This is a genomic window from Parabacteroides sp. AF14-59, from assembly GCF_003479515.1.
GTDB lineage: Bacteria > Bacteroidota > Bacteroidia > Bacteroidales > Tannerellaceae > Parabacteroides > Parabacteroides faecis.
Genome location: NZ_QUHH01000009.1, coordinates 48,082 through 72,552, shown reverse-complemented (window position 1 = coordinate 72,552; position 24,471 = coordinate 48,082). Strand labels below are relative to the sequence as shown.

Genomic DNA, 24,471 nt, shown 5'->3' with positions numbered 1-24,471 from the left:
TTTATTTTTTTGAAGGGTTAATGGGTAAAATACCATATTCGAAGGATTGGTTGACCTTGTAGTTAACTTTATCAAAACCAAACCCGTTGACAATTGCAACATGTGAGATTTCATCTTTGTACGGACTTGTTGACAGTTCTTCCTGTAGAATTATTTTCCGGGGAAAAAGGAATCGAGTCACCCATACTTTATTGCATACATCACCGTTGAATGGCGTTTTCTTATTCTCAGGAAAGAAGCTTTCTCTTCCAGGATAAAGTATAACTGCGTTATCTGGGGTGTTTTTCCGTATAAATTCGAGATAGGAGTAACTGAATCCCAACTTTATTTCAAAGCGCTGATCAGTTGTGAGGTTGGGATGTGCTTTGATTGTTTTCATATTAGCTTTCAGTAATCCCTTATAGACCCAGCCATATCCTTGCCGGGTTTCCACCACTTTCACAAGAAAGAGAAGGACAATACCTGCTGCCAGAAGATTTTTGAGCAGAAGGGTTAAATATTTCAATCTGTTTCCGAAAGGAAATGCTTGTATCTTATTTTTCATGTCTTAATTAGTAAATCTATATTTAAGAAGTGTCCATATCGCAAATAAACCATCAGTCCATCTGATTTTTTTCCCTTCGCAAATTGAGCGGGGGTAATAATGGATCGGGATTTCTTTTATTATAATTCCCTGTTTAGCGACTTTGGCTGTAACTTCAGGACAAAACTCAAACCCTGTACATTTTAACGGGATTGATTTTAGCAACTTACTGTCGAATGCTTTATAACAAGTGGGTTCATCTGTCAGACACTGGCCATAGAGAATATTTGTCACAGCGGTAACAAACAATCCTCCTAAATAAAAACTAATGTACGAGTGTTTGTTTTCTTTCATCAAAAAACGGGAGCCGTAAACGACTAAATCGTGGCGAGTGATTAATACGGAAAGTAGTCGATTGTAATCTTCCGGTTCATATTCAAGGTCTGCATCCTGGATAATGATGAAATCTCCGGTTGCATTTTCTATTCCGGTTCGGATAGCCATCCCTTTCCCCTGATTAATATTATGACTTATTAATTTAATTGTTTCGTGAGGATGATTTTGCATATATTCGGTTACTATCCGAGATGTGGCATCTTTTGATCCGTCATCAATAATGATTAGCTCTTTTTGTATATCATTGATCAGGTAAACCCGGATTACTTTGTCAAGTAAAGTGATGATTGTTTTTTCTTCATTGTATGAAGGTATGATGATTGATAGTTTTTGGGGCATATGTATTCTGATTTATAAATTTTTGTATTCGAAGCATCTCAATAGTACACCTCGTCTTCTTAATACTCAATAATTCTTCAATTGTGCCTTTCCCCTTTACATACGGAAGATAGTATTTCTCAGAAGTCTGTGCCTGTTCCTCAAAATAACGCTTACGGTCAATATGTCGTTCTTGCATCTTTCTTTTCTGTTTGATTATCTATAATGATGATAATCACCAAAGGGAAAGACTGCACAGTCAGGTCCGTTTCTTTTATATATGCCTGTCTTTTACCAGCTGAAACGCAAACCGACAGGGATAGTGAATGTCACCGGATGTTCCTTTCGGATCGTACGCAGTTCGCTTCCGTCCGGTATATAATAATTGAGAGTCGGTTCTACATACAGACTGACGCGGGGTGTGATATGATACTGCATACTGGCACTCGTATTCACCGACCATTGCCAAGGCACATCCAATGGCTGACGGCTGATACTGATCGGCACACTATCCGTTACATGGAACGTATGGAGTCTCCCTTTCAAGGGGATGTCTAACTGGACACCGGCCGTCGAGTAGAACGAGAACTTTCTGAAAGTCCCCCAACGATAAGAAAAGCGAAGAGGAAGTCCGAGATAATGATTCTTTTGTGTTTCCTGAATACGTGCTCCTTCTCCTGTGACAAAATCTGATTTCAAATAAGTATATTGCAATCCCGTCTCAAGGCTCCATCGCTCATTCAGTTTTTTATTGACAGAAAGCCCAATCGTTACAGGGGCATCATGATGTTGATGTTCAACAATCCTTCCTCGGTTATTTCCGGCTATTTGCGTCAATGAAAGCGAATCGCCTGAAAGACCTTCCTGGTAACGGGTTTGCAAATAGGTATAATATGTTTCCCTGGTACTTACCTGCTGAGGTAAATCCGGATTTCCTTCACTGTCGGTATGAGGCGTAGCAATCAGTTTATATAGGTTCTGAGCCAACTGAGGGCCTAAGGAGCCTGCCAGCATGAATTTCCATTTGTTCGATTTCCGGCTTCGTCTCGGAGAAACAAAATCAGCCGTCGGGTAGAGGGTGAAAAGCTGCTTATAAGCCAACTTGCCTATAAACAACGGCTTTGCAACAGGTTGTAAGTCAAACGTAATCTTTTCCGAAGATAACAAAGACGGAGTGTTGTCTGCCGGTATCAATGGGGAAGCTGTCGGTTTCTCTGAAGGCTTACAGGGTTATTAGACGCTAAACCCATTTGAAATCAAGACAATCCTCTAAATTGGTATATTGCCACATTGGCTCATTATTATCTAATCATCTTCATTTTCCCCAATTATTCATTATTAATAGAAAAAGGTGAAACCTTTTTCTATAACTTCTCTATTTCTTCCGCCGGCAACCCTGTACACATAGTAATATCCGCCATACTGATACCCAGACGTTTCATGTGGGTTGCTGTTTGGCGTAATTTAGCTTCCCCTTCGGCAAGGCCTTTAGCCTCACCCTCAGCAAGACCTTCAGCTTTTCCTTCAGCTTTTCCTTCAGCAAGGCCTTCCATGCGGCCTTCCCATTTGGCAGTGTCGAGGACGTCGTTTTGGATCATGATTGCGTCCAGATGTTTATCGTAGGCATGACGTTCCTGTGTAGACATGGAGTAGTATTTCAGTTTCTCTCGCGCTTCACGAAGGCCGGGCGCGGTCGTGTCGGGACGGATCGTACCATCCTTCAGGTACGTGATCCATTCGTCGAGCGGCGTGGTGGCCACTTTGTCGAACTCGTTCACGCGAACCAGAATATATTCAGGAAAGATCTCTGCCGGCAGGCGGGTAACGACGGCATCGCGATCGCGTGTGTTGATACGCAAGCGGTCGCCGGTATGCACACCAATGAAATGATTTTGGCCGTGATAGATATAGTCCGATCCCACCCCCAAGTCAAAATAGAGGATGCTGATGGAGTAGACTTTCTTTACTTTCTGATAGCATTCACCCAACGATATATGCTCGGTGATGGCTTTGGCCACACCGTAGAGGATACGTTCGAGATAATGCACCTCACGGGTGTTCTGGATTTCGACGATGATAATTTCGCCTTTGCTGTTCCTGGCCTTGATGTCGACACGGTTGAATTTGTCGTCGGCACTTTCCTGATTGCCTTCGCTTTCGAGAATTTCGAGGATCTTCACCTCTTCCCGCAGCATGACGGTCAGGAAACCGTTGAGCACACCGAAGTTAGCCTTCTGGCGTAATAAACGCTTGATTGCCCAGTCGAAGCGGATATACCGGTCCTGTAACTCTTGTCTTTCATTCTCTGCCATGGCTTTCTGATCTAATTCTTTCATAGTTAAGTGTTTTATGTTAGTAACTCTACAAATATACATAATTAATAGATGAATCTACATAGTTAGTTCAATATTTATCAGAAGTGAACTATCTTGTTCCCGTGCTTGACACAGGGCCGCAAAAGCACTAGTCGTAAACCACCTGTCCTTTTGCGATTCCGTGTCAAGCACGGAAACGGGGTAGCTCTATTTTTTTTATATTAAATCACGTGTAATTATGTGATTATCAATGATCTAATGCGGGCGGTTAATTAGGGAACCCAAATCTCGTTTTAAACGAGTTTTTGGGGAATCAAGGTTCATGTCCAAGCGTCCCGAAGCCGGAAAAGGCAGAGTTGTCGGGAGGATTCTCTTTTTTAGTTATTGGCGGTCCGGAGGCAGGTTGGATAAACGGTTGTCGATAGCGAGCAGTTCTTCGATATGCGTCCGGTCATTACTAAGACGTGGTATCTTATGCTGGCCTCCTAACTTGCCTTTTTCTTTGAGCCATTCGTAGAAGGAGCCTTCGTGGGCTACAACGATTTCCAAAGGCTGAAGTGATATTTCTTTATAACGTTTGGCTTCATAGTCGGAATTCAATTCCTGTAATGTTTTATCCAGCAACGTGGCAAATTCTTCCACGGAAGGCGGCATCTTTTCAAATTCGACAAACCATTGATGACGGCCTTTCGCCTTGTCGAGCATGAAAAGCGGGGCGGCTGTATATTCTTTAACGACAGCTCCTGTCTGACGGCTTACTTTGCTGATTGCCTTATCTGCATTATCGACCATCAGTTCTTCTCCGAAGGCGTTGATATAATGCTTGGTTCTTCCCGAAATAACGAATTTATGCGGGAAAAGTGAAGTGAAACGCACCGTATCACCGATCTGGTAACGCCATAATCCGCCGGAGGTTGTTATGACCATCGCATAGTTCTTTCCTGTTTCTACAGCTTCCAGCGGCAGGACGGTCGGATTGGGAGCGCCTACTTCCGACATGGGGATAAACTCGTAGAAAACGCCGTAATCCTGCATCAGCAGCAAACTCTGGTCCGAAGGATCATCCTGTATCCCGAAAAATCCTTCCGATGCATTGTATGTTTCCATATAATGCATCTTATCCGAAGGAATTAACGCTTTATATTGTTCCCGGTAAGGTTCGAAACTGATCCCCCCGTGGAAAAATACTTCCATATTCGGCCAGACGTCGGTCAGGTATTCCCGTCCGGTCTTTTTCAGTACCGATTTGATCAGAACCAACATCCAGGATGGAACGCCGGAAAGACTGTTGACATCCTCATTCCACGTACTGTCGACGATCGCTTTTATTTTGCTTTCCCATTCATCCATCAGGATAATCCGTTTGGCAGGAACACGCATCAGGTTGACCAGCGGACTCAGGTTTTGCAATAATACGGCTGAAAGGTCCCCGCAATGGGATTTTTGATTGATTGGGGAAGGACTGTGGCTGCCGCCGAGGATTAATCCTTTTTTAGAGAAAAAGTGGCTTTCCGGATTATTACGGAGATAAAGAGCTACCGTATCGAAGCCTCCCTGGTAGTGACAACTATGAAGAACTTCCGGGGTGACGGGAAGAAATTTGCTTTTATCGTTCGTGGTACCGCTGCTTTTAGCGTACCACTTGACGACCGAAGGCCAGAGTATATTCCTCTCTCCGTTGATCATCCGGGTCACATAAGGTTTGATATCGTCATATAGCTGTAGCGGAACCCGCTGGCAGAAATCTTCGTATCGTTTGATATTTTTGTAATCATATTTCAACCCCCATTCCGTGTTGCGTGCAGTCGATAACAGCGACCGCAACTGCTTGCGCTGTAAGCGGTCTGTCTCCTGCCCGTATTTTTCTATCTCCTTTTGCCGGGGGCGGAAGAGTAGTGATATTGTATTTGTTAAAATATCCATGCTCTTTTTATTTGTATTGGTTGCAAATGTAGGCATTCTCTTTTTATTTATATCTTTGTTGCATACATAATTAACAAAACAATGAAAATAGGTATCCTTTCTTCGGGGGGTGATTGTCCCGGTATAAACGCAACGATTCGTGGTGTCGGTAAAACAGCCATAATGCATTATGGCATGGAAGTGATCGGAATTCATAGTGGTTTTGTTGGACTGCTGAACAAAGATATTCAATCGTTCGATGAACGTAGCCTGTCCGGTATCCTGAATCTAGGCGGAACGATTCTGGGAACTTCCCGCGAAAAACCGTTCCGTAAGTTACTCGCTTCCGGGGAAAGCGAAAAGCCGCAGGTTATTATACAGAATTATGAAGAATTAGGATTAGATTGCCTGGTCTGTATCGGTGGAAACGGTACGCAGAAGACTGCCGGTATGCTTTCGGCTCTCGGCCTGAATATTATCGGTGTGCCCAAGACGATCGATAATGACGTCTGGGGAACGGATATAACTTTTGGTTTCGATACGGCTGTCAATATTGCAACGGATGCAATCGACCGTCTGCATTCGACTGCCAGTTCCCATAAACGGGTGATGGTGGTGGAAGTAATGGGGCATCATGCCGGATGGATCGCCTTGTATGCCGGAATGGCGGGTGGTGCAGATGTGATCTTACTGCCGGAGCTGGGATATGATATGGATAAGGTGAACCAGACAATCCTCGACCGTGCCCATCGCGGCAAACCCTATTCGATCGTTGTCGTTGCCGAGGGAGTGGCAACACCCGAAAAGAAACGTCCTTCCGACTACATTACCCGTACAATAGAGGCAGCTACAGGCATAGAATCCCGCGATACCGTACTGGGGTATATCCAGCGTGGCGGTAATCCTTCGCCTTTCGACCGTAATTTGGCCACCCGGCTAGGCGGACATGCTACGGAACTGATCGCCAACCGCCAGTTCGGACGTATGGTTTGTATGAAAGGGGATAAGGTGGAATCGATAGCCTTGTCGGAAGTAGCAGGCAAGTTGAAACTGGTCACTCCGGAAAATGACCTGATTATTCAGGGAGAAAGAATGGGGATTTCGTTCGGTAAGTAATTACCGGACTTCTTCATTGATCGTAGCGTCGATACATTCGGGTATATGGCTACTCTTCGTTTGTTCTGCGGGTATCGGCTCATGCTCCGTCGTCGCATCCTCCTCCGGAAGATCCTCAAACTCATGATCGGCAGTACTTTCGCCGGTCTGCTTTTTCTTCAGTTCAGAGATGAATTGTTGGAAAGCTTTGTCGGTACGCAGTTTCTTGACCGCCATTTTGGCGGCATTCTGCTGCGATTCTTTTTTGGAGTAACCGATGCCGACGCCGATTTGCATATCGGCCAGGGTGACACCTGTCTGGAAGACTGGATTCCCGTCGTTGTCGGTGAATGATTCTATTAAGTCGAATGTGATCTCCAGCTTGTTCTTCTGACTCCATTCGATCAGGCTGGACTTGAAGTTAACCTCTTTGCGGGCAATATTATCCAGGTCGATGTATTTTCTGATCATCACATTCTCAACGAAATTGTAGCAGGTACTGTAGCCTTGATCCAGATAGATTGCCCCGATCAATGCTTCCAGTGCATTTCCGTACATGTGATTGTTGTGCGAACTCAGCTTGGCGGAGTAAACGACCATCTTGTCGAGACCCAGTTCGACAGCCACGCGGTTGAGTGTTTCGCGTTGAACGATTTTGGAACGGGTATTAGTCAGGAAACCTTCCCGTTTGTTTTGAAAATGTTTATACACAATGTCTGCCACAACGGCATCCAATATGGCATCACCCAAAAACTCCAGTCGCTCGTTATTCAGCCATTTCCCGTCGCTGGCTTCCACCGAGGAAGATTTATGCAGGAAAGCCTGTTCATAAACGTGGATGTTATCGGGGTAAAATCCCAGTATCTTATATAAAGAAGAATAAGGCTCCTTATTCTTGTGTTTAAGAAGCCTTATCTTTTTGTATAGTTGTGTAAACACGTTACTTCACAAATTTTTTAACAATAGCACAAGCATTATGGCCGCCAAATCCGAATGTATTGGATAATGCCGCCCGTATTTCTCGTTTTTGAGCTTTATTGAATGTGAAATTCAGTTTATAATCTATCTCTGGATCATCGTCGCCATCTGCATGATTGATAGTCGGAGGAATGATTCCATCTTTAATTGCCATGATGCAGAACATAGCCTCGATAGCTCCGGCCGCACCTAATAAATGACCAGTCATAGACTTTGTCGAACTGATATTCAGCTTGTAAGCGTGATCCCCAAAAACTTCTTTGATCGCTTTTACTTCTGAAACATCTCCTACCGGAGTAGATGTTCCGTGAACATTGATATAATCGATATCTTCCGGAGCCATTTCTGCATCTTCCAGTGCATTACGCATCACTAACTTCGCTCCTAATCCCTCAGGATGAGAGGCTGTCAGATGGTATGCATCGGCAGATAATCCTGTTCCTGCGATCTCGGCATATATTTTAGCTCCACGAGCCAAAGCGTGTTCCATCTCTTCCAAAATCAAACAGGCTCCACCTTCTCCCATAACGAAACCGTCGCGACTTGCGCTGAACGGACGAGAGGCTGTTTCGGGTGAATCGTTACGAGTCGAAAGCGCATTCATCGAGTTGAACCCGCCGACACCTGAATCTGCAATAGCAGCTTCAGCACCACCTGTTACAATCACATTGGCTTTACCCAAACGGATATAGTTGCATGCATCAGCGATCGCATTGGTAGAAGAGGCACAAGCCGACACTGTAGCAAAGTTAGGACCATGAAACCCATAAAGCATGGAGATATGTCCGGCTGCGATGTCCGCAATCATCTTTGGGATGAAGAACGGGTTGAATTTCGGTCCGATCGTATCTTTTGTTTTCGCATATCCTAAAACTTCTTCTTCAAATGTCTTGATACCGCCGATACCGGAAGCAAAAATAACGCCGATACGGTCCTTGTCTTCTTTGTCCAGGTCCATAGCAGCATCTTCGATTGCTTGTTTTGCGGCACCTATTGCATATAAACTATAACGGTCACATTTGCGGGCTTCTTTGCGATCCATTACTGATAACGGATCGAAGCCTTTAACTTCGCATGCAAATTGTGTCTTGAATTTGGATGCATCAAACTGCGTAATAGGACCGGCTCCACTCTTCCCATTGATAATACCCTCCCATGTTTCTGCGAGGGTATTACCAAGAGGAGTAATGGCACCAAGACCTGTTACTACAACTCTTTTTAATTCCATACCTTTAATTAAAAGGATTGATTACTTCGCGTTAGCTTCGATATAAGCAACTGCGTCGCCTACTGTTGTAATCTTTTCTGCCTGATCATCAGGAATTGAAATACCGAATTCCTTTTCGAATTCCATAATCAACTCTACAGTGTCAAGAGAGTCTGCTCCTAAATCATTAGTAAAGCTTGCTTCGTTTGTAACTTCTGTTTCTTCAACACTTAACTTATCAACGATGATAGCTTTTACTCTAGATGCAACTTCAGACATAACTTTTTCAATTTAGATTAATAAATACGAATATACTTTTTAAATTTGCAGTGCAAAGAAAAGAATTTTTTATGTTACAAAACAAATTTAATGCACTAAAAATACGGAAAACTGCACATTTTTTCTTTTCGTGTGCACTAAAACATAGGAAAATATGAAAAACGTAGCAATTTTTGCATCCGGTTCGGGTACGAATGCCGAAAATATAGCCCGGTATTTCTCTAAAAGTGAAACTGTTAAAGTAGCAGTTGTTTTGTCCAATAATAAGAATGTGGGCGTGCATGCCCGTGTCAATAAACAGGGAATTCCTTCTTTTGTGTTTTCCCGTGATGAATTTGTGGAGGGAACGCCTGTCCTGGCGAAACTGGCGGAATATCAGGTCGATCTGATCGTCCTGGCCGGTTTTATGAATAAGATATCGGATGCGTTACTGGGTGCTTATCCGGGTAAGATCATTAATATTCATCCGGCTTTGTTGCCGAAACATGGCGGAAAGGGTATGTATGGCATGCATGTGCATGAGGCCGTAGTGGCTGCCGGAGAGAAGGAATCGGGTATAACGATACATTATATCAATGAAAATTACGATGAGGGTGATGTCATTTTTCAGGCTAAATGTGAAGTGTTGCCTACCGATACGCCGGACGAGGTCGCTACCAAGGTGCATGCGCTGGAATATGCCCATTATCCGCATGTGATCGAAGATTTGTTGAAATAACTGAAAAGTGATATAAAAAATTAAGCCCTGCCGGATTATCGTGTCGGCAGGGCTTTCTAATTATTAGTGGTTTATCAGAATGACATATTCAGTTGCATCACATAGGTCCGTGGTGCCGAAACAAGCATCGGGCGTGTGCAATATTCTTTATTGAACAGATTATTGATCATGAACTGGAACGACACGTCCTTCGTTATTTTCACACCTGCACGCAGGTCGACTACACAGTAATCCGTATTCTTTTCTTTCCAGTACGTATTGAGCGTTTCCCCACCGATATTTCCGTACAGGAGTTGTCGGATATATTCCATGGCATCCGGCTGTTCTTTTTCCCGTTCGTCCACCATCAGGTAGTCGACGGCCAGCATTTTGCTTTTCCAGGTAACGTTCATTCCAAGGTTCAGGCGTTTCCATTGCAGGTCGACAACACCTTTCACCGTATGTTTCTGACGGTATTTCAGATATTTGGAATCATTGGATTTCTCTTTTGCACGGAGAGGATCGTTGTACTGTGCTTCGATTTCGTTCTTCTCCTTGTAATCGGCATCTTCCGGTTCGATGAAAACATATCCCAGGTTATAGGATAGTTTGGTGTCGGCATTGAAGTTATAGAAACCGTTCGTACTTATCTCTGCCCCGTAGATACGTGCTTTGGATACGTTGTAGAACTGTGCTCCGATACCCGGCATCTGTCCCTGTGCGATGATACCCAGAATTTCCTTCGTACTATTTGCATATGCATACGAATTGGGATCGAAGAAGCCGAAGCGGAATTCGATCATATCCGTATATTGTGTGTAGAAACCGGCTACATCGAAGAATCCCATCAGGTTACCGAATTTATATCCCTGCTTGATACCCAGTTCGGCGTTCACCCCTTTTTCTGCCCTTACTTCATTGTTTGGGAATACGCCGACACCACCGATATCCTTACGGGCATATTTTTCTGTCAGGGAAGGATAACGGTAACCTTGTCCGAAGCTGGCACGGATAAAGCTATAGTCGGCCAACTGATAGTTCAGTCCCGCACGGAAGATCGGCTTTACCGGTACCTTAGTTCCGAATATCTTTGTATCTGCTTCGCGCAGGAAATCATCGACACGGTAATATTCCGCACGCATACCGGCTGATACGCTCAGACGATCGAAAAAGCGCTGGTCGTACTGAAAGAACATGGCGGCATTATCGCTATCATGGTTGCCGGTTGTCACCGAGGTACTACGCATGTGTTCGTAAGTGGCGCCGGCTGTGATCTGTGTGCCGTTATCCCATTTCTTATTGAACTGGTAATCCAGATAATACGTATAGTTCTTGTCGATACTGACCGGATCGGATTTCGGGTTGATCGCATTCGACAACCAGGGGACCAGATCGGACGTACTGCTTGGAATACCGCGTTTCATAACCCATGAAAGCAAGTCGCAGTAATCGGCTGTAGTAGCTGTAGGGAATATCTGTCCCAGGATATTGGTCGTTCCGTTTACCAGCCCGTTCAGGTCACCTTGCAAAGCCGGTTGGATGATCGGATAGAACATGCTGTAATCACCGTTCTGTACATTTTGCACGATCCCTGTGATGGCACCGACATCCGTCCCCATATTCCCGAGAATATCTGTAATGGATGCATCGTTGTTTGATCCGTCAGCAATATTGTCCCCGCGATAATAGAAACGGGCCTTTACCTTATGTGATGTATTGTTGTTTGGATTGGTAAAATTAAAGAACGGGTCGATATAAAATGTATTAGCTTCGCGTCCCATATTGGCGATAGGCGACGGCTCATAAACATCTTTCGGAGAACGCCACAGGAAGAAATCGGCATATTTATCGCTCATATAGTTGACGTTGAATCCATAGTTGAGCAAATTGCCGTCGTTTATCGGCTGGTGGTAAGTCAGGTTGCCTCCGGCACGGAAACGTTTGTTGTATCCTTGTTTTTTATATCCTTCATCCGTGAACATGTTCAATCCGGCAGAAAGGTCGAAATTGCCGACGCGGCGGGCATGTGAGAAATCGACTCCTTCATATATCGGATTACGGATACCTGAAAATACGTTCTTACGCAGGAATGGTTCCACTTCGTATTTGCCTTCTTTCCAGAATGATTTGTCACTCCACCGGTATTCTTCGTTCTCCGGATCGCCGTAGATACCTAAATAAGTGCGTAAAGTCGTGACAGGCGTAAGACCCGGGCGTTTTGTACGGATATTGATCACTCCGTTCAGGGCGGACGACCCGTAAAGTACCGATGAAGCTCCCTTCATCACTTCCACCTGTTCGATATTTTCCAGCGGAACAATGTTCCAGTTGATGATACCGGTCCCGGAAGTAAGTGCACTCATTCCGTCGATCAGTACCATACTGCGTGAACCGACACCGTATGTCCAGCCGTTTCCTCCGCGGATAGAAGGTTGTTTGTCATTGATATCCACACCGGGCATCGTGTTCAGTGTCGCACTCAGGTCGGTAGGAGCCTGTTTGGTAATATCCTCGGCTTTCAGCAGATCCATGGAGACCGTTACGTTACTCAGCTTCTGCTCGAAACGTCCGGCACTGACCACAACATCGCCCAGCAAGTTGGCTTTAATACGCATGAATATATTCTGCGTCTTTGTTTCATTGCGGTTGATCACGACCGGAACCTGCTCATTTTCGTAACCGATATAACTGAACAGCAGGTCGACACCGCCTTCCGGCAAGTTGATCTGGTATGAACCGTCTGCTTCCGAGATCGTTCCGTTTGTTTCTCCGCTGATTCTTTTGAAAGTAATGTTGACACCCGCCAGCGGCTCGTTGGTCTCTTTGTCATACACGAATCCTTTCATGATCTGCCCGAAAGAGGGGATGCTCAGAAGGGCCAGTAAAAATAATATAGTATATTTTTTCATGTCTGTACTCTTTGTTTATTATTGTATATCCTTTTGTTTGCTCAACATCATGCCCATTTCCAGTGTTTTCGTCTGTTGCAGGCTGTTCGCCAGTATATCGAGCAAAGGTCCTATCATCGATCCCAGTGAACCGCCGAGCATATCTTCCGGCAGCAGATCTTTTACCAGTGGTAATAAAGGGAGGAAGGCTTCTATCTCTTCTTTATCGATGAACAGGAATATGTCGCCTTTGTAAGCAATCAGGTTGCCCATATTATTGGATGGAGTTTCTGAGTTTTTACGGATATTCATCCGGATACCTGTCGTACTCCATTTGTTAAGTTGCTGGTAGACGGCAGCGATAACGGCAGCATCCAGGCCTCCGTCGGCTTTGGTCTTGTTTTGCTCGATCTGGTAGAGGATCATATCGATATTGGGGACGATATAAAGCTCCGAATCGTCTTTTACATAATAAGATGCCAGATTGATCGGAGAGGAGATCCATTCGCTGTCCTGTCTGTTTGGGGGAAGTTGGATGAGGTCGCCGATCGCTTTGCCTTCCGGCATGGTGGCATAACGGGCCGTGATATTACCGTCCGGATTGAAAGTGACTTCATTGATAAACCAACAGATCAGATTCCCGACAATAGGTTCCAGCATGGGAGCAAACTGTGCTAAGAGGGCATTATCGGTCACCAGATGAAATGCACAGCGCATCAAGGTATATTCTCCCAGCACCGGATCTGTTTCAGTGGAAGTTCTGCCCAGCACCGGATACCAGTTGCCGTTTGAAGTCAGTTGGTTGGTGGCAACTTTCACATCGGTCAGAGCCAAAGTCATTTTACTTTTTTCGACAGAACCGGTATAGGAAAAAGAGGTCCCGTTTGTTCCTGTCCCGTTTCCGGAAAAAGAATAACCGTTGCTTCCGGCCGAAATAGCTACGTTTTCAAGCAGAGTCGTGGTTTCTCCGGGGAGAATACCATGTAAAGTGATGTTAGCCGTGTTGTCATTGGTCATTTTAAAGGAGACGTCCTTACCGATGAACTCACGTCCACTGTAAGTCAGGGTCAATGTGTTGCCGCCTTCAGGTGCGCTCAACTTGTTGGAATAGATTCCATTCATTCCGGAACCATCGGAATCATCATTGTCATCGCAGGCAAACAACAAGGTGGCCACACAGATGGCATAAAGAAAATTGCGCAATAAATACTTGTTCATTTACTTTTCTTTTTATTGTTTATTTGATGTTACAAAGTACTGATATAACTTTGTACCAAACAATAGCTATATTTCAGAATCAATATTCCATTATTAAGAATTGACTTTTATAGGGTATAATAACTGTCTGTATATGAATATGTGCCAAAGAGAGATTATTAATAATAGAATATCGAATGTGAAAAATAGACATTGACGGATATGTTTATATATGCGTTCTTTGTTCTCATTATGTTAATGAGTCTATTATTAGGATTTTTAGCCTTTCTGGTCCGGATGCTTTTTAAGCGGAAGGCTGCAGGTAAAAAGGTGAGTGAGGCCTGTGAAGTAAAAGAACAGTGCCCGGAAAAAACTGCATGTAAAAATATAGAGTAAATGAGAATACTGCTTGTAACAAGAGGATCACAAGGTGACGTGTTGCCCTATCTGGCGGTGGCACGCGAGTTGGTCGGACGAGGCCATGAGGTAACAATGAATGTTCCCCAGGTTTTTGAGGAAATGGTCAGAAAATATCCTGTAAAAGTCGTTTTGCAGGATTTCGACAATATCGGCGGAATGATGGCCGATGCTGCCGAGAATAAACAGAGCTTTAAGAGGATCGTGGAATGGACGCGCGATGCGATCGACAAACAGTTTGTGCAGGTGATCCCGCTTCTTGAACAGAACGATGTCCTGGTAGCAGCCAATACGGAGTTTGCCGCGACCGGCATTGCAGAATATTGTAAAAAGCCTTTTGTCCGTACGGCTTTTGCTCCTTTCCTGCCCGGCACGAAGATGCCGCCTCCTGCTTTTCCGTACCCGAAGCCTAATCCGGTCATTACGCCGAAACTGCTTTGGCTGATGATGAACAAGGTATCCAACTATATGGTGAAAGATACGATCAATAAGAACCGGGCGAAGTATGGTCTGGCTCCGATCGCTAATTTCGGCCTGGATGCAGCGAAGAATAGTGATAATTTTCTGTTGTACAGCCGTTATCTGGGACATACCGATCCGGTGTGGGACGAACGTTTTCGCTGGAATATCGGTGGATATTGTTTCAATGATACGTTTGAATATGATGAAGAGGCATATCAGGAACTGATGGCGTTTATCCAAAGAGACCGGACACCGGTCATCTTCTTTACGCTGGGCAGTTGTACTTCGAACGACCGGGAGCGTTTCTGCGGCATGCTGGCACGTATCAGTGACCGGAAAAAATATCGGCTGGTTGTCGGTTCAGGTTGGGCGAAGACAGGGGAAACTTTACAAGGAAGCGAACAATTATTCCTGATGAAGAAACCGATTCCCCATCATCTGATTTTTCCGCATTGCGATGCCGTTATCCACCACGGGGGAAGCGGTACGACACATAGCGTAGCGCGTGCGGGTGTTCCCCAGTTGATTACTCCTTTATTGCTCGACCAGCCTTATTGGGCGTATCGGGTCCAGGTGCTGGGATTAGGTCCGGAACGGGTGAAGATCGCTAAAGTTTCCGAGAATGAACTGGAACGTAAAATAGCGGACCTGGTCGGTAATCCGGATTATAAAAAGAATGCCGCCACGGTAAGCGGGCAGATCAAAAGCGAGAACGGCATCGGAAACTTGTGTGACTATATTGAGCGGTTATTACCGTAATTTATTCCTGTTGAAATGTGGTCCTGCTTTGATAATGAAAAAGAAGGTAGACAATACCGTCAGGCAGGCCCCGAACAGATAGGCATAATTAAAACCGCCGAACTCTTGTGCAATGCTTCCGCCTATCATCAATCCGATACCGATACCTACGTCCCAGCTGGTCAGATAGGTGGAGGTCGCTGTCCCGCGCTGACTGTTGGGGGCCAGATTCACGAACAGGGTATTGAATGCCGGGAACATCGTACCGAAGGCTACTCCTTGTGATAATGCTATACCTATATATAAATAGGAAGTAAATACCGGATTCCATTTCATCAATGTCCCCAGGGAAGCCAGGGCGAAGAAACTGGCACAAGCCAGATACATTCCCAATGTAATGACCAGCGTGATACGTCCTTTATCTACCTGCCGTCCGGAGAACAGCCGCGATATGGCCAGGCCTATCGCCATAAAGGTAAAGTAAAGCCCTGAATTGACGGAAATCCCTATTTCATCCGCATACATGGCGACATAAGTAGTCGTCATCCCGTAGGGAATAGATAACATTAACAAAGAGATGCCTGCCCAGCCCCCTTTTACCAGAAAGAAGCGGTCGAGCGAGATCGGTTCTTTCTTCACCGGTTGCTTGTAAGGAGTCTTCACCAGATAAGCCATGATAAACCCCAGGAAACAGGAAGCCAGTGAACAGCCGAAGATCACTTCATAGCTGAAACTGGCATGCATGAACAACCCGATCATCGGTCCGAAACTCATGGCCAGGTTATTCGCCATCCCATAATAACCGATCCCTTCGCCGCGTCGGGAAGAAGGAAGGATATCGATTACGATCGTATTACCCGAAACTGTTACCATCCCGAAAGCGAACCCATGCAGGATGCGCAGCACGATGAATATACTCAGCAGGCTTGCAACCATATATCCGGCAAAAATGACCATGAATACGGCATAAGCTACCAGATACAACGGGCGGCGCGCAAACGTATCCAACAGATATCCTGAGAACGGACGGATACAAAGACAGGCTATCGTGTAGCAGGACAGGATGAACCCGATCATCGACTTATCCGTCATAAACCGTTCCTGCAAGTAGAATGGCAGGATCGGCAGTATCAGGTAGAAGGCAAAAAACAGCAGGAAATTTGCCATCAATATATAACAAAAGCCGGGTGATAATAATTTGTCTTTCGCCATTGCTGTGAGTCGTTGGATTTATTATTGTTTTTTTTATAAATAAGATGCTGATCTCCAGTATCTTTTATAATTATATTTTGTATATTAGATGCGGTACTGTTCAGCGGCCGATAATTGTCAGCCGTTCGGTTGATGATTATGAGCCAATCGGCCGATAACTATGAGCCGATCGGTTGACGGTTATCAACCGTTGATTACTCGCCGTACTAATTTAATTTAGTCGGCATGCTTTTTCAAAACAGGTCGCATCCTTTTCCCATTTTCTTTACGGAGGCTTATTTGAAACCTAACTTATCGAATAGCGTCCGTTCTTCCGCAGTTGCATTTTTTATCGTATAGGCGGTAAACTCCCGTGGGTGATTGTAATTAGACCGGAACCATTCGAATTTATCAGGTGTTTCCCGTAATGCCTTGTCTACGGCAAGCGGATCGAAACTTCTGAAGATCGCATGTTCGATACGATGCTCCGTAACATTGTCCAGGTCGATCACCGGATCGGCAGGAACGGGAGGGACGACCTCCTTCATTTTTTCTATCTTCAGTCCGAAGAAGCGTTCGATATTTTCCAGGCAGGTACGGGTCCCGTTGGCTTTACCGTCGGCAGAGAATCCGGCAATATGGGGAGTGGCTATGGTTGCCAGGCTTATTAATTCACGGTCGATTGCCGGTTCGTTTTCCCAGCAATCGATCACTGCTTCGCTTATTTTTCCTGATTTCAGGGCATTCACTAGCGCCGGAGTATCGTGTACCGCTCCTCTCGAAGCGTTTACGAACCAAGGCTTTTTCCGTGTTTGGTTGAAAAAGGCTTCGTTTGCCAGATGGCGGGTAGCAAAACGCCCTTCTTTTGTCAGTGGCGTATGGAAAGAGATAATATCCGCTTCTTCTGCAATCGTATCCAACGAAACGAATCCTGCCTCTCCTTCCTCTTCTGCCCGTGGCGGGTCATTACGTAAAACGTGCATGCCATATGATGCGCAGAGTTTTTCCAGTTCTTTGCCTACATGGCCTACGCCGACTATTCCGATCGTTTTCCCCTCTAATGGTTCGTTTCTGCGGAGACCGATGGTGATCAGCGAAGATAAAACATATTGGGCGACCGAAACGGCATTGCATCCCGGAGCGTTTTTCCAGGTAATACCTGCTTCATCACAATACTTTATGTCGATATGGTCGAAACCGATGGTTGCTGTCGTGATCAGCCTGACGCGGCTTCCTTCCAACAGTTCACGGGTGCATTTGTCGATGCTTCGTACAATCAGGGCGTCGGCATCATGAATGGTTGAAGGAGTGAACTCGTTTGAGTTGAGGTATTTTACATCTGCGATCGGTTCGGCAACCCCTTTCAGGTACGGGACCGTGTTATCAGCTACTATTTTCATTTTCTTGCCTTTTACTACTGGCAAAGATAGAGATTATTTGCGGAAGTGGAGATAAAAACGTAATTTGCACGCTTTAAATATCATGAAAGACTAATGTGTATAAAAAACTGGAAAATGAAGCATCTGTTGTTGTGTGTATTATGCTTGCTGGCCATTGTTTGCATTCCTGTATACGGCCAGGGGAAGTATACGAATCCGCTGCCTGTAAAGTTCGGTGACCCTTATGTCTTGTTGGCTTCCGACGGGCGTTATTATATGTATGGCACGGGCGCAGGGGCCGTGGATGGTTTCTGTGCTTATTCTTCGGATAATCTGATAGACTGGAAACCGGAAGGACAGGTTTACCGGGGTAATATGGCCGGTTCGTGGGCTACAGCCAACTTCTGGGCGCCGGAAGTGTATGAACGGAAAGGTAAGTTTTATATGTTTTTCAGTGCCGATTGGAAGGAGAACCCGACTAATGAGTTGGAGAATTTCAGGATCGGCATTGCTGTTTCGGACAAACCGACCGGTCCGTTCAGGGAGATGAGCGACCACCCTCTTTTTGACCCTGGCTATCCTGTTATCGACGGTAATCTGCTGCAAGATTCCGACGGACGTCTTTACTTATATTATTCCCGTTGCTGTTACAAGCACCCGGTAGAGAGTGAAGTGGCTTCATGGGCACGTGAGAAAGATATGTTCAACGAAATAGAGGAAAGCTGGATTTACGGTGTCGAGCTGAAACCTGATTTAAGCGGCATCATCGGCGAACCTGTGTTGATCCTGCGTCCGCCTGTTACCAATGAAGACCCGCAGGCCGAATGGGAGAGCCGTTCTGTAACGACTGGCGAAGTGAACCGCCGATGGACGGAGGGTTCATATATATTTAAGAAAGGCGATATCTATTATATGATGTATTCTGCGAATTATTTCGGAGGAAAGAATTATGCTGTCGGCTATGCGACCTCTAAAAATCCCCTCGGTCCTTTTGTTAAATCGGCAAACAACCCGGTACTGGAGAAGAATGTTGAAAAAGGCGGGATTGTAACGGGTACGGGCCATAACAGTGTGACTTATTCGAAAGACGGAAAGCAGATGTATTGTGTGTATCACGGACGTACGCAGAATACAGGTGAAGAGCGCGTCGTTTTTATCGATAAGATGGGAGTGGACGAAAAGGGCAACTTGTATGTGGAAGGTCCGAATACCACTCTTCAGGAAATTCATTGATAGATTATCAGAAAAGATTTTCTACCTTTGTCAACAGTATTTACAGAAAGCAAAACGATTATTTATGAATTTCAGCGAACAGTGTTACCGGATATTTGAACAGGCTACGAAAGCGTATCATGTTTCTGATGATGTGGATGCAACCATGCATAATCCTTATGAGGTAAAAAGTATCGAGTTTTATCTTTATTTGAAAAACTGGATTGATGCGGTGCAATGGCATCTGGAAGATATCATCCGTAATCCGGCGATCGACCCGGTCGAGGCAATAGCGATCAAGCGCCGTATAGATAAATCTAATCAGGATCGTACCGATCTGGTGGAACTGATCGATAGTTTCTTTCTGGATAAATACAAGGATGTAAAGGTCTTGCCGGATGCAACGATCAATACGGAGAGTCCGGCATGGGCGGTAGACCGTTTGTCTATCCTGACACTCAAGATCTACCATATGAATGAAGAGGTGAACCGCCCTGATGCGACTCCCGAACACAAAGCCAAATGTGAAGAAAAACTGAAGGTGCTGCTGGAACAGAAGACAGACCTTTCAACGGCATTGGATCAGTTGCTGACCGATATCAAAGAAGGCCGCAAGTACATGAAGGTGTACAAACAGATGAAAATGTATAATGATCCGGCTTTGAATCCTGTATTATACGGTAAAAAATAAAATGGCAATGAAAGTATATCATGGTAGCAATATGGTAATAGAATATCCGAAGGTACAAACTACCGGTTTCTTTAAAGATTTCGGTTTCGGATTTTACTGTACGGTGTTGGAAAAGCAAGCCCAACGGTGGGCAGCTAATAAAACTCCGGCTCATATTGTTAATGTATACGAATATAAGGAAATTGCCGGGTTACAAATTCTCCGTTTTAAAGAGTTGACGGATGAATGGCTCGATTTCATAGCCTCTTGTCGTAAAGGAGTCCCACATACCTATGACTTGGTGGAGGGACCGATGGCAGATGATTCGGTTTGGAATTATGTAGAAGATTTTCTTTCCGGATCGATCAGTCGTGAAGCATTCTGGGCATTGGCTAAATTTAAATATCCGACTCATCAGATTGTATTTTGTTCTGATAAGGCGATAGAGTCGTTAACCTATGAAAAGAGTTACGAGTTATGAAGAATGTATTCTTTCCGGATGAAGAAATAACGCAGGATGATGTGTTTTATGTTTGTAGCCTGATCGAACGTATAGCACGGCATTTGAAGCAGCCGAATCGGTATGTCGTAAATTGTATGGGAAAACGGGGTATTGCTGAAAAACTATCCTTGGCAAATGTTATGCATAGTGAAAATCAGCAGGCTGTCGTTGAACGGTTGATTCAGGAATATCGAATGCAGGCTGGCAGTTTTGATGTGACGAATGTTAATCCTGATTTAGTCAGCCATATCCCGGGTGAACAGGACATGGGAAAAGTGTACATGCGTCTGATCCTGTCCACTCTTTATTCGTGGGAAGATTATGCTGATGCGATCTTACGCATCTATAACGATAAGATATGTCGTACGATAGACAATTATAACGGGAGTGCTTATTATGAGCCTTCCTATTATTTAACCCGCTGTTATTATAGCGGAACATTCAATTAATAGATGGCAAAAATACTTGTTATACGACTTTCAGCTATAGGCGATGTCGCTATGACGGTTCCGGTGATTTACTCTGCCGCCAAAGCGAATCCGCAGGATACGTTTACTGTTCTTACGCAGGCATTCCTGATACCGGTCTTCATGAACCGCCCGGCGAATGTGGACGTGATCGGTATCAATACGAAGGCTGCGGAAAAGACATTGCGCGGACTGCTCCGGTTTGCTTCTGCCTTGGTTAAGTTTGAGTATGATATGGTACTGGATCTGCATAATGTGATCCGTACGATCATAATCCGCAGCCTGTTCCGGATGAAAGGGAAAAAGGTTTATGTTGTAGACAAGGCCAGGAAGGAGCGTAAACGCCTTACTGACCGCAACCATAAGGATTTAAAGCCTTTGCGTCCGGTGATCGAGCGTTATGCCGATGTATTCCGGGCTGCCGGACTGAATTATACGGAATCATTTACTTCCCTTTATGAATCGCATCCCGCTGACCTTTCGGCTATGGAAGCGGTGGCAGGTACGAAAAACGGCAAATGGATCGGGATTGCCCCCTTCGCCAAACACCGTGGAAAGATTTATCCGGTGGACGATATGGAACAAGTGGTCGCCCGTCTCTCTGAAAATGAAGATTATACGATCTTTTTGCTGGGAGGACGCGGTTACGAAGAGGCTGTCCTTGAACAATGGGCGTTCCAGTATCCGCGTGTGAAAAGTCTTGTCGGACGTTATTCGCTGGATAACGAACTGGCCCTGATCAGTCAGCTGGATGTATTGCTTTGCATGGATTCCGCGAATATGCATTTCGCCTCCCTTGTCGGAACGAAGGTAATATCCGTTTGGGGAGCGACTCACCCGTATGCGGGTTTCTATGGTTATCATCAGGACCCTAAAAATGCAGTCCAGTTGGATCTTCCCTGCCGTCCCTGTTCCGTATTCGGACAGAAGCCCTGTTTTCGGGGGGATTGGGCATGCATGACACAGATAACACCGGAAATGGTAATTGCGAAGGTAGATGGTCTGCTCAAATAAGTTTTTGTCGTAATATTAGAAATATATGAAACTAGTAGAAAAATGTAAATCGTTCGTAAATGCACCTTTATGGAAAGAAGAAAAGTCACTTTGGTGGGTGTGGATATTGACCGGTGTTGTTTATGCTCTGATTAAATTTTTCATAGGTAAATATAACAATTATAAGATATTTAAATATGTTTTTCCGCACAGCATAGAAGGGTTGACTATTTATGGAGAATATCCGGCAGAATATTATGACTCCAATCAGTATGGAATTTTGTTCAGCGCCCTGATTGCTCCATTCTCGGTATTGCCGGACTGGCTGGGATTAGTGTTATGGATTACTGCTAACACGGCGTTTCTCTTTTATGCGATTAAACAACTACCTCTTTCCACTTCGCAGAAAATTTTCATATATTGGTTCTCATATATAGAATTGATGACTGCACAGGGAGTACAACAATTCAATATTTCTGTAGCAGCCTTTATTATTCTCGCATTTGCTTTTATAGAAAAGAAAAAAGATTTTTGGGCTGCTTGTGTGATTATGTTCGGCACTTTAACTAAAATCTATCCGATTGTCGGATTGGCTTTTTTCTTTTTCTCCAAACAAAAAGGAAAACTTATTATCTCAGGGATTTTCTGGGGAGCATTATTCTTGGTTTTTCCGGCTTTATATACTCCGGGATTCGATTATGTGATTTCACAGTATTATGAGTGGGTTGCACAATTACAGCTGAAGAATGGCTTGAATTTGTTTGCTGAAGCGCAGAATATTTCTTTGCTGGGAGTTGTCCGTAAATTATCAGGATCGGAGGTTTATAGCGACCTGTGGCTGATCGTTCCGGGACTGGTGCTTTTCTTTATCCCTTATCTGCGGATATCTCAATATAAATATCTTTCCTTTCGCATGATGTTACTGGCTAATGTCTTGCTGTTTGTTGTATTGTTTAGTACGGGTACTGAAGCGAGTGGGTATATCATTGCTATGATCGGAGTTGCCCTATGGTATATCTGTAGTCCTTCGGAACATAAAAAATATAATTACTGGTTGCTGGTGATCACGTTGGTCATCGTGGGGTTGTCGACAACCGAATTAGTACCTCGTGTGGTTCGGGCAGGCTTTATCAGACCGTATGCGTTGAAGGCATGGCCTGTGATTGTCGTTTGGTTGACTGTTTGTTATGAAATGATATTTTTGAATTTTTCCAGAAAACCGCTAAATTAGGCAAAAATATTATTGGAAAGATTTGCTAGCCCTGTTTTGGAGATTTTCCATAAAATATTAAAATCGATTTGAATTCAGATTATTTTCTGATAAACGTTCATTATGTCCTGAGCTATAGCTTGGTCCAGAAAACGTTTAGCGTACTCTTTTCCGGCTGTTCGCATGTGCTCTGCCTGCGAAGGAGTAGTGAGAATCCAGTTTATTTTTTCGTTTAGATCATTTATGTCTTCTGGGTTTATATAGAGAGAATCAGGCCCTCCTGCTTCTTCAAGGCATGAACCTGTAGCGGCAATAACGGGTGTGCCGGAGTTTAAGGCCTCTAAAATCGGAATTCCGAATCCTTCAAAAAATGAAGGGTATATGAAAAGCGAGGCCAGTTGATAAAATGCCGGAAGGTCATTGAATGATACATTGTTCAATATAGTGACTTGTTCCTGCATATTATTTTCTCGGATGTATTGTTCCACTGTTTCTGTATAGGGAGTTCTTCTGCCTATTGCGATTAGACGGATATCTTTCCCTGATTGTTTGAGTGCTTTTACGATAAGCAACAAATTTTTCCGTTGTTCGATGCTTCCTACATTCAGAATGAAATGTTCGGGCAGGTTATATTTGTTTTTTACTTCAGATAGTTTGTTGGACTCTGCCTGTTGTAGGAATGAAACATCGCATCCTTGGTAAACAACATCGATCTTTTCTTCCGGAACTTTATATATCCGGATGATATCTTGTTTAGTCATTTCACTGACAGCAACAATCTTGTCGGCAAGTAGACAGGCTTTCCTGAATTTGAAATTATAAATGTTTCTGTCTATAGTTTTATAAAACTGTGGATAGCGGATAAAAATCAGGTCGTGTATCGTTACAACTGAAGGGATGCCAGCTTTCGACAATCCGAATGGGAGTTCGTTACTTAAGCCGTGAAACAAGGCCGGCTTTTCTTTCTTCAGGTCGCCGATAATACCACAGGATCGCCACCAGGCTTTACCTAAAGAACCTAATATCTCATTTTCCAGATAGTGGAATATCACATTTTCTTGCTCCGGAATAAGTGCCCGCAGATGTTCTTTCCCTTTATCCGGAGAATATAGATGGTAACTGTTTTCGGGATAACTGTTAATCAATGAATTAACAATGAAACGGCTGTAATTCCCTAACCCGGTTGCATTGTGGGTGATTCGTTTTGCATCAAATGCGAGTTTCATGCTTTGCTACTTTTGAAAAGGTTAGATATTCGGATATGGGTAATGACAAAATCGGTTTGAGTAGGAATCTGTGTTTTTCAAAGCCTTTGTGTATTTGATTGATAACGCTAAGAATAGTTTTTTCCAATGTCTTATCACTGTTGTATGTTACAGTGATAATAGTGAAGTCCACAATCTCTTCCATGTGTATGTTATTATGTTACCAGTAA

At 44.3% G+C, this 24,471-nt stretch carries 22 protein-coding genes; 9 read left to right on the top strand and 13 right to left on the bottom strand.

From position 1 onward, the window contains the following. Nucleotide 1: 1 nt before the first annotated feature. The 5 genes from DWW23_RS26550 to DWW23_RS11790 form a co-directional block, all read right to left on the bottom strand. Complete coding sequence (locus DWW23_RS26550; protein WP_187576535.1) at nucleotides 2-544, bottom strand: hypothetical protein; 543 nt, start codon at nucleotides 542-544, stop codon at nucleotides 2-4. Nucleotides 545-547: 3 nt separating this feature from the next. Then, the gene (locus tag DWW23_RS26545; protein WP_187576534.1) at nucleotides 548-1,258 is read right to left on the bottom strand and encodes a glycosyltransferase family 2 protein; all 711 of its coding nucleotides are present in this window, start codon (nucleotides 1,256-1,258) and stop codon (nucleotides 548-550) included. Nucleotides 1,259-1,528: 270 nt separating this feature from the next. Then, a complete protein-coding gene (locus tag DWW23_RS11800) occupies nucleotides 1,529-2,431 on the bottom strand; it encodes an outer membrane beta-barrel protein (protein ID WP_233564320.1) in 903 nt (300 codons plus the stop codon). A gap of 170 nt (nucleotides 2,432-2,601) precedes the next feature. After that, a complete protein-coding gene (locus DWW23_RS11795) occupies nucleotides 2,602-3,573 on the bottom strand; it encodes an Rpn family recombination-promoting nuclease/putative transposase (RefSeq protein ID WP_122353484.1) in 972 nt (323 codons plus the stop codon). Nucleotides 3,574-3,933: 360 nt separating this feature from the next. Then, nucleotides 3,934-5,475, bottom strand: coding sequence for a GH3 auxin-responsive promoter family protein (locus DWW23_RS11790; RefSeq protein ID WP_122353584.1), 1,542 nt, complete (start codon nucleotides 5,473-5,475; stop codon nucleotides 3,934-3,936). Between the two features lie 81 nt (nucleotides 5,476-5,556). Between DWW23_RS11790 and DWW23_RS11785 the strand changes: the two genes are divergently transcribed. After that, nucleotides 5,557-6,570 (top strand): ATP-dependent 6-phosphofructokinase, encoded by a 1,014-nt coding sequence (locus DWW23_RS11785; protein WP_122353483.1) that lies wholly within the window; start codon nucleotides 5,557-5,559, stop codon nucleotides 6,568-6,570. Here the strand turns inward: DWW23_RS11785 and rnc are convergent, their stop codons facing one another. Genes rnc through DWW23_RS11770 form a run of 3 tightly spaced genes read right to left on the bottom strand, consistent with a single transcriptional unit; the run spans nucleotide 6,571 to nucleotide 9,013 of the window. Continuing rightward, nucleotides 6,571-7,488, bottom strand: coding sequence for a ribonuclease III (rnc, locus tag DWW23_RS11780; RefSeq protein ID WP_122353482.1), 918 nt, complete (start codon nucleotides 7,486-7,488; stop codon nucleotides 6,571-6,573). Nucleotide 7,489: 1 nt separating this feature from the next. Next, on the bottom strand, nucleotides 7,490-8,755 hold the full coding sequence (gene fabF, locus DWW23_RS11775) for a beta-ketoacyl-ACP synthase II (RefSeq protein ID WP_122353481.1): 1,266 nt from the start codon (nucleotides 8,753-8,755) through the stop codon (nucleotides 7,490-7,492). Nucleotides 8,756-8,776: 21 nt separating this feature from the next. Continuing rightward, nucleotides 8,777-9,013, bottom strand: coding sequence for an acyl carrier protein (locus tag DWW23_RS11770; RefSeq protein WP_009860668.1), 237 nt, complete (start codon nucleotides 9,011-9,013; stop codon nucleotides 8,777-8,779). A gap of 154 nt (nucleotides 9,014-9,167) precedes the next feature. Between DWW23_RS11770 and purN the strand changes: the two genes are divergently transcribed. Then, nucleotides 9,168-9,731 (top strand): phosphoribosylglycinamide formyltransferase, encoded by a 564-nt coding sequence (gene purN, locus DWW23_RS11765; RefSeq protein WP_122353480.1) that lies wholly within the window; start codon nucleotides 9,168-9,170, stop codon nucleotides 9,729-9,731. A 74-nt stretch (nucleotides 9,732-9,805) separates the two neighbouring features. Here the strand turns inward: purN and DWW23_RS11760 are convergent, their stop codons facing one another. Both DWW23_RS11760 and DWW23_RS11755 read right to left on the bottom strand, forming a co-directional pair. Beyond that, on the bottom strand, nucleotides 9,806-12,619 hold the full coding sequence (locus tag DWW23_RS11760; RefSeq protein WP_122353479.1) for a TonB-dependent receptor: 2,814 nt from the start codon (nucleotides 12,617-12,619) through the stop codon (nucleotides 9,806-9,808). Between the two features lie 18 nt (nucleotides 12,620-12,637). Continuing rightward, nucleotides 12,638-13,816, bottom strand: a complete 1,179-nt coding sequence (locus tag DWW23_RS11755; RefSeq protein WP_122353478.1) for a DUF4925 domain-containing protein — start codon at nucleotides 13,814-13,816, stop codon at nucleotides 12,638-12,640. Between the two features lie 375 nt (nucleotides 13,817-14,191). Between DWW23_RS11755 and DWW23_RS11750 the strand changes: the two genes are divergently transcribed. Further along, a complete protein-coding gene (locus DWW23_RS11750; protein WP_122353477.1) occupies nucleotides 14,192-15,433 on the top strand; it encodes a glycosyltransferase in 1,242 nt (413 codons plus the stop codon). Here the strand turns inward: DWW23_RS11750 and DWW23_RS11745 are convergent. Then, nucleotides 15,425-16,624: an MFS transporter gene (locus tag DWW23_RS11745; RefSeq protein WP_122353476.1), complete on the bottom strand. Its 1,200-nt coding sequence runs from the start codon at nucleotides 16,622-16,624 to the stop codon at nucleotides 15,425-15,427. The two genes, DWW23_RS11750 and DWW23_RS11745, sit on opposite strands and share 9 nt — an antisense overlap. A gap of 275 nt (nucleotides 16,625-16,899) precedes the next feature. After that, nucleotides 16,900-18,003 carry a 4-phosphoerythronate dehydrogenase PdxB gene (gene pdxB, locus DWW23_RS11740; RefSeq protein ID WP_122353475.1) on the bottom strand — a complete coding sequence of 368 codons (1,104 nt, stop codon included), beginning with the start codon at nucleotides 18,001-18,003 and terminating at the stop codon, nucleotides 16,900-16,902. A 114-nt stretch (nucleotides 18,004-18,117) separates the two neighbouring features. On the opposite strand from pdxB, the gene DWW23_RS11735 reads away from it, so the two are divergent. From DWW23_RS11735 to DWW23_RS11710, 6 genes are all read left to right on the top strand, one after another. Then, the gene (locus DWW23_RS11735) at nucleotides 18,118-19,215 is read left to right on the top strand and encodes a glycoside hydrolase family 43 protein (protein WP_122353474.1); all 1,098 of its coding nucleotides are present in this window, start codon (nucleotides 18,118-18,120) and stop codon (nucleotides 19,213-19,215) included. A gap of 64 nt (nucleotides 19,216-19,279) precedes the next feature. Beyond that, a complete protein-coding gene (locus tag DWW23_RS11730) occupies nucleotides 19,280-19,885 on the top strand; it encodes a DUF4254 domain-containing protein (RefSeq protein WP_122353473.1) in 606 nt (201 codons plus the stop codon). Between the two features lie 7 nt (nucleotides 19,886-19,892). Continuing rightward, nucleotides 19,893-20,345 carry a DUF3990 domain-containing protein gene (locus DWW23_RS11725; protein WP_233564319.1) on the top strand — a complete coding sequence of 151 codons (453 nt, stop codon included), beginning with the start codon at nucleotides 19,893-19,895 and terminating at the stop codon, nucleotides 20,343-20,345. Further along, nucleotides 20,342-20,815 carry a hypothetical protein gene (locus DWW23_RS11720; RefSeq protein ID WP_122353471.1) on the top strand — a complete coding sequence of 158 codons (474 nt, stop codon included), beginning with the start codon at nucleotides 20,342-20,344 and terminating at the stop codon, nucleotides 20,813-20,815. The genes DWW23_RS11725 and DWW23_RS11720 overlap by 4 nt, the downstream gene beginning before the upstream one ends. 3 nt (nucleotides 20,816-20,818) lie before the next feature. After that, on the top strand, nucleotides 20,819-21,847 hold the full coding sequence (locus tag DWW23_RS11715) for a glycosyltransferase family 9 protein (RefSeq protein ID WP_122353470.1): 1,029 nt from the start codon (nucleotides 20,819-20,821) through the stop codon (nucleotides 21,845-21,847). Nucleotides 21,848-21,872: 25 nt separating this feature from the next. After that, entirely contained in the window at nucleotides 21,873-23,057 is a 1,185-nt protein-coding gene (locus DWW23_RS11710) for a glycosyltransferase family 87 protein (protein ID WP_122353469.1), read from the top strand. A 74-nt stretch (nucleotides 23,058-23,131) separates the two neighbouring features. Here the strand turns inward: DWW23_RS11710 and DWW23_RS11705 are convergent, their stop codons facing one another. Further along, complete coding sequence (locus DWW23_RS11705; RefSeq protein ID WP_122353468.1) at nucleotides 23,132-24,262, bottom strand: glycosyltransferase family 1 protein; 1,131 nt, start codon at nucleotides 24,260-24,262, stop codon at nucleotides 23,132-23,134. Nucleotides 24,263-24,471: the final 209 nt, after the last annotated feature.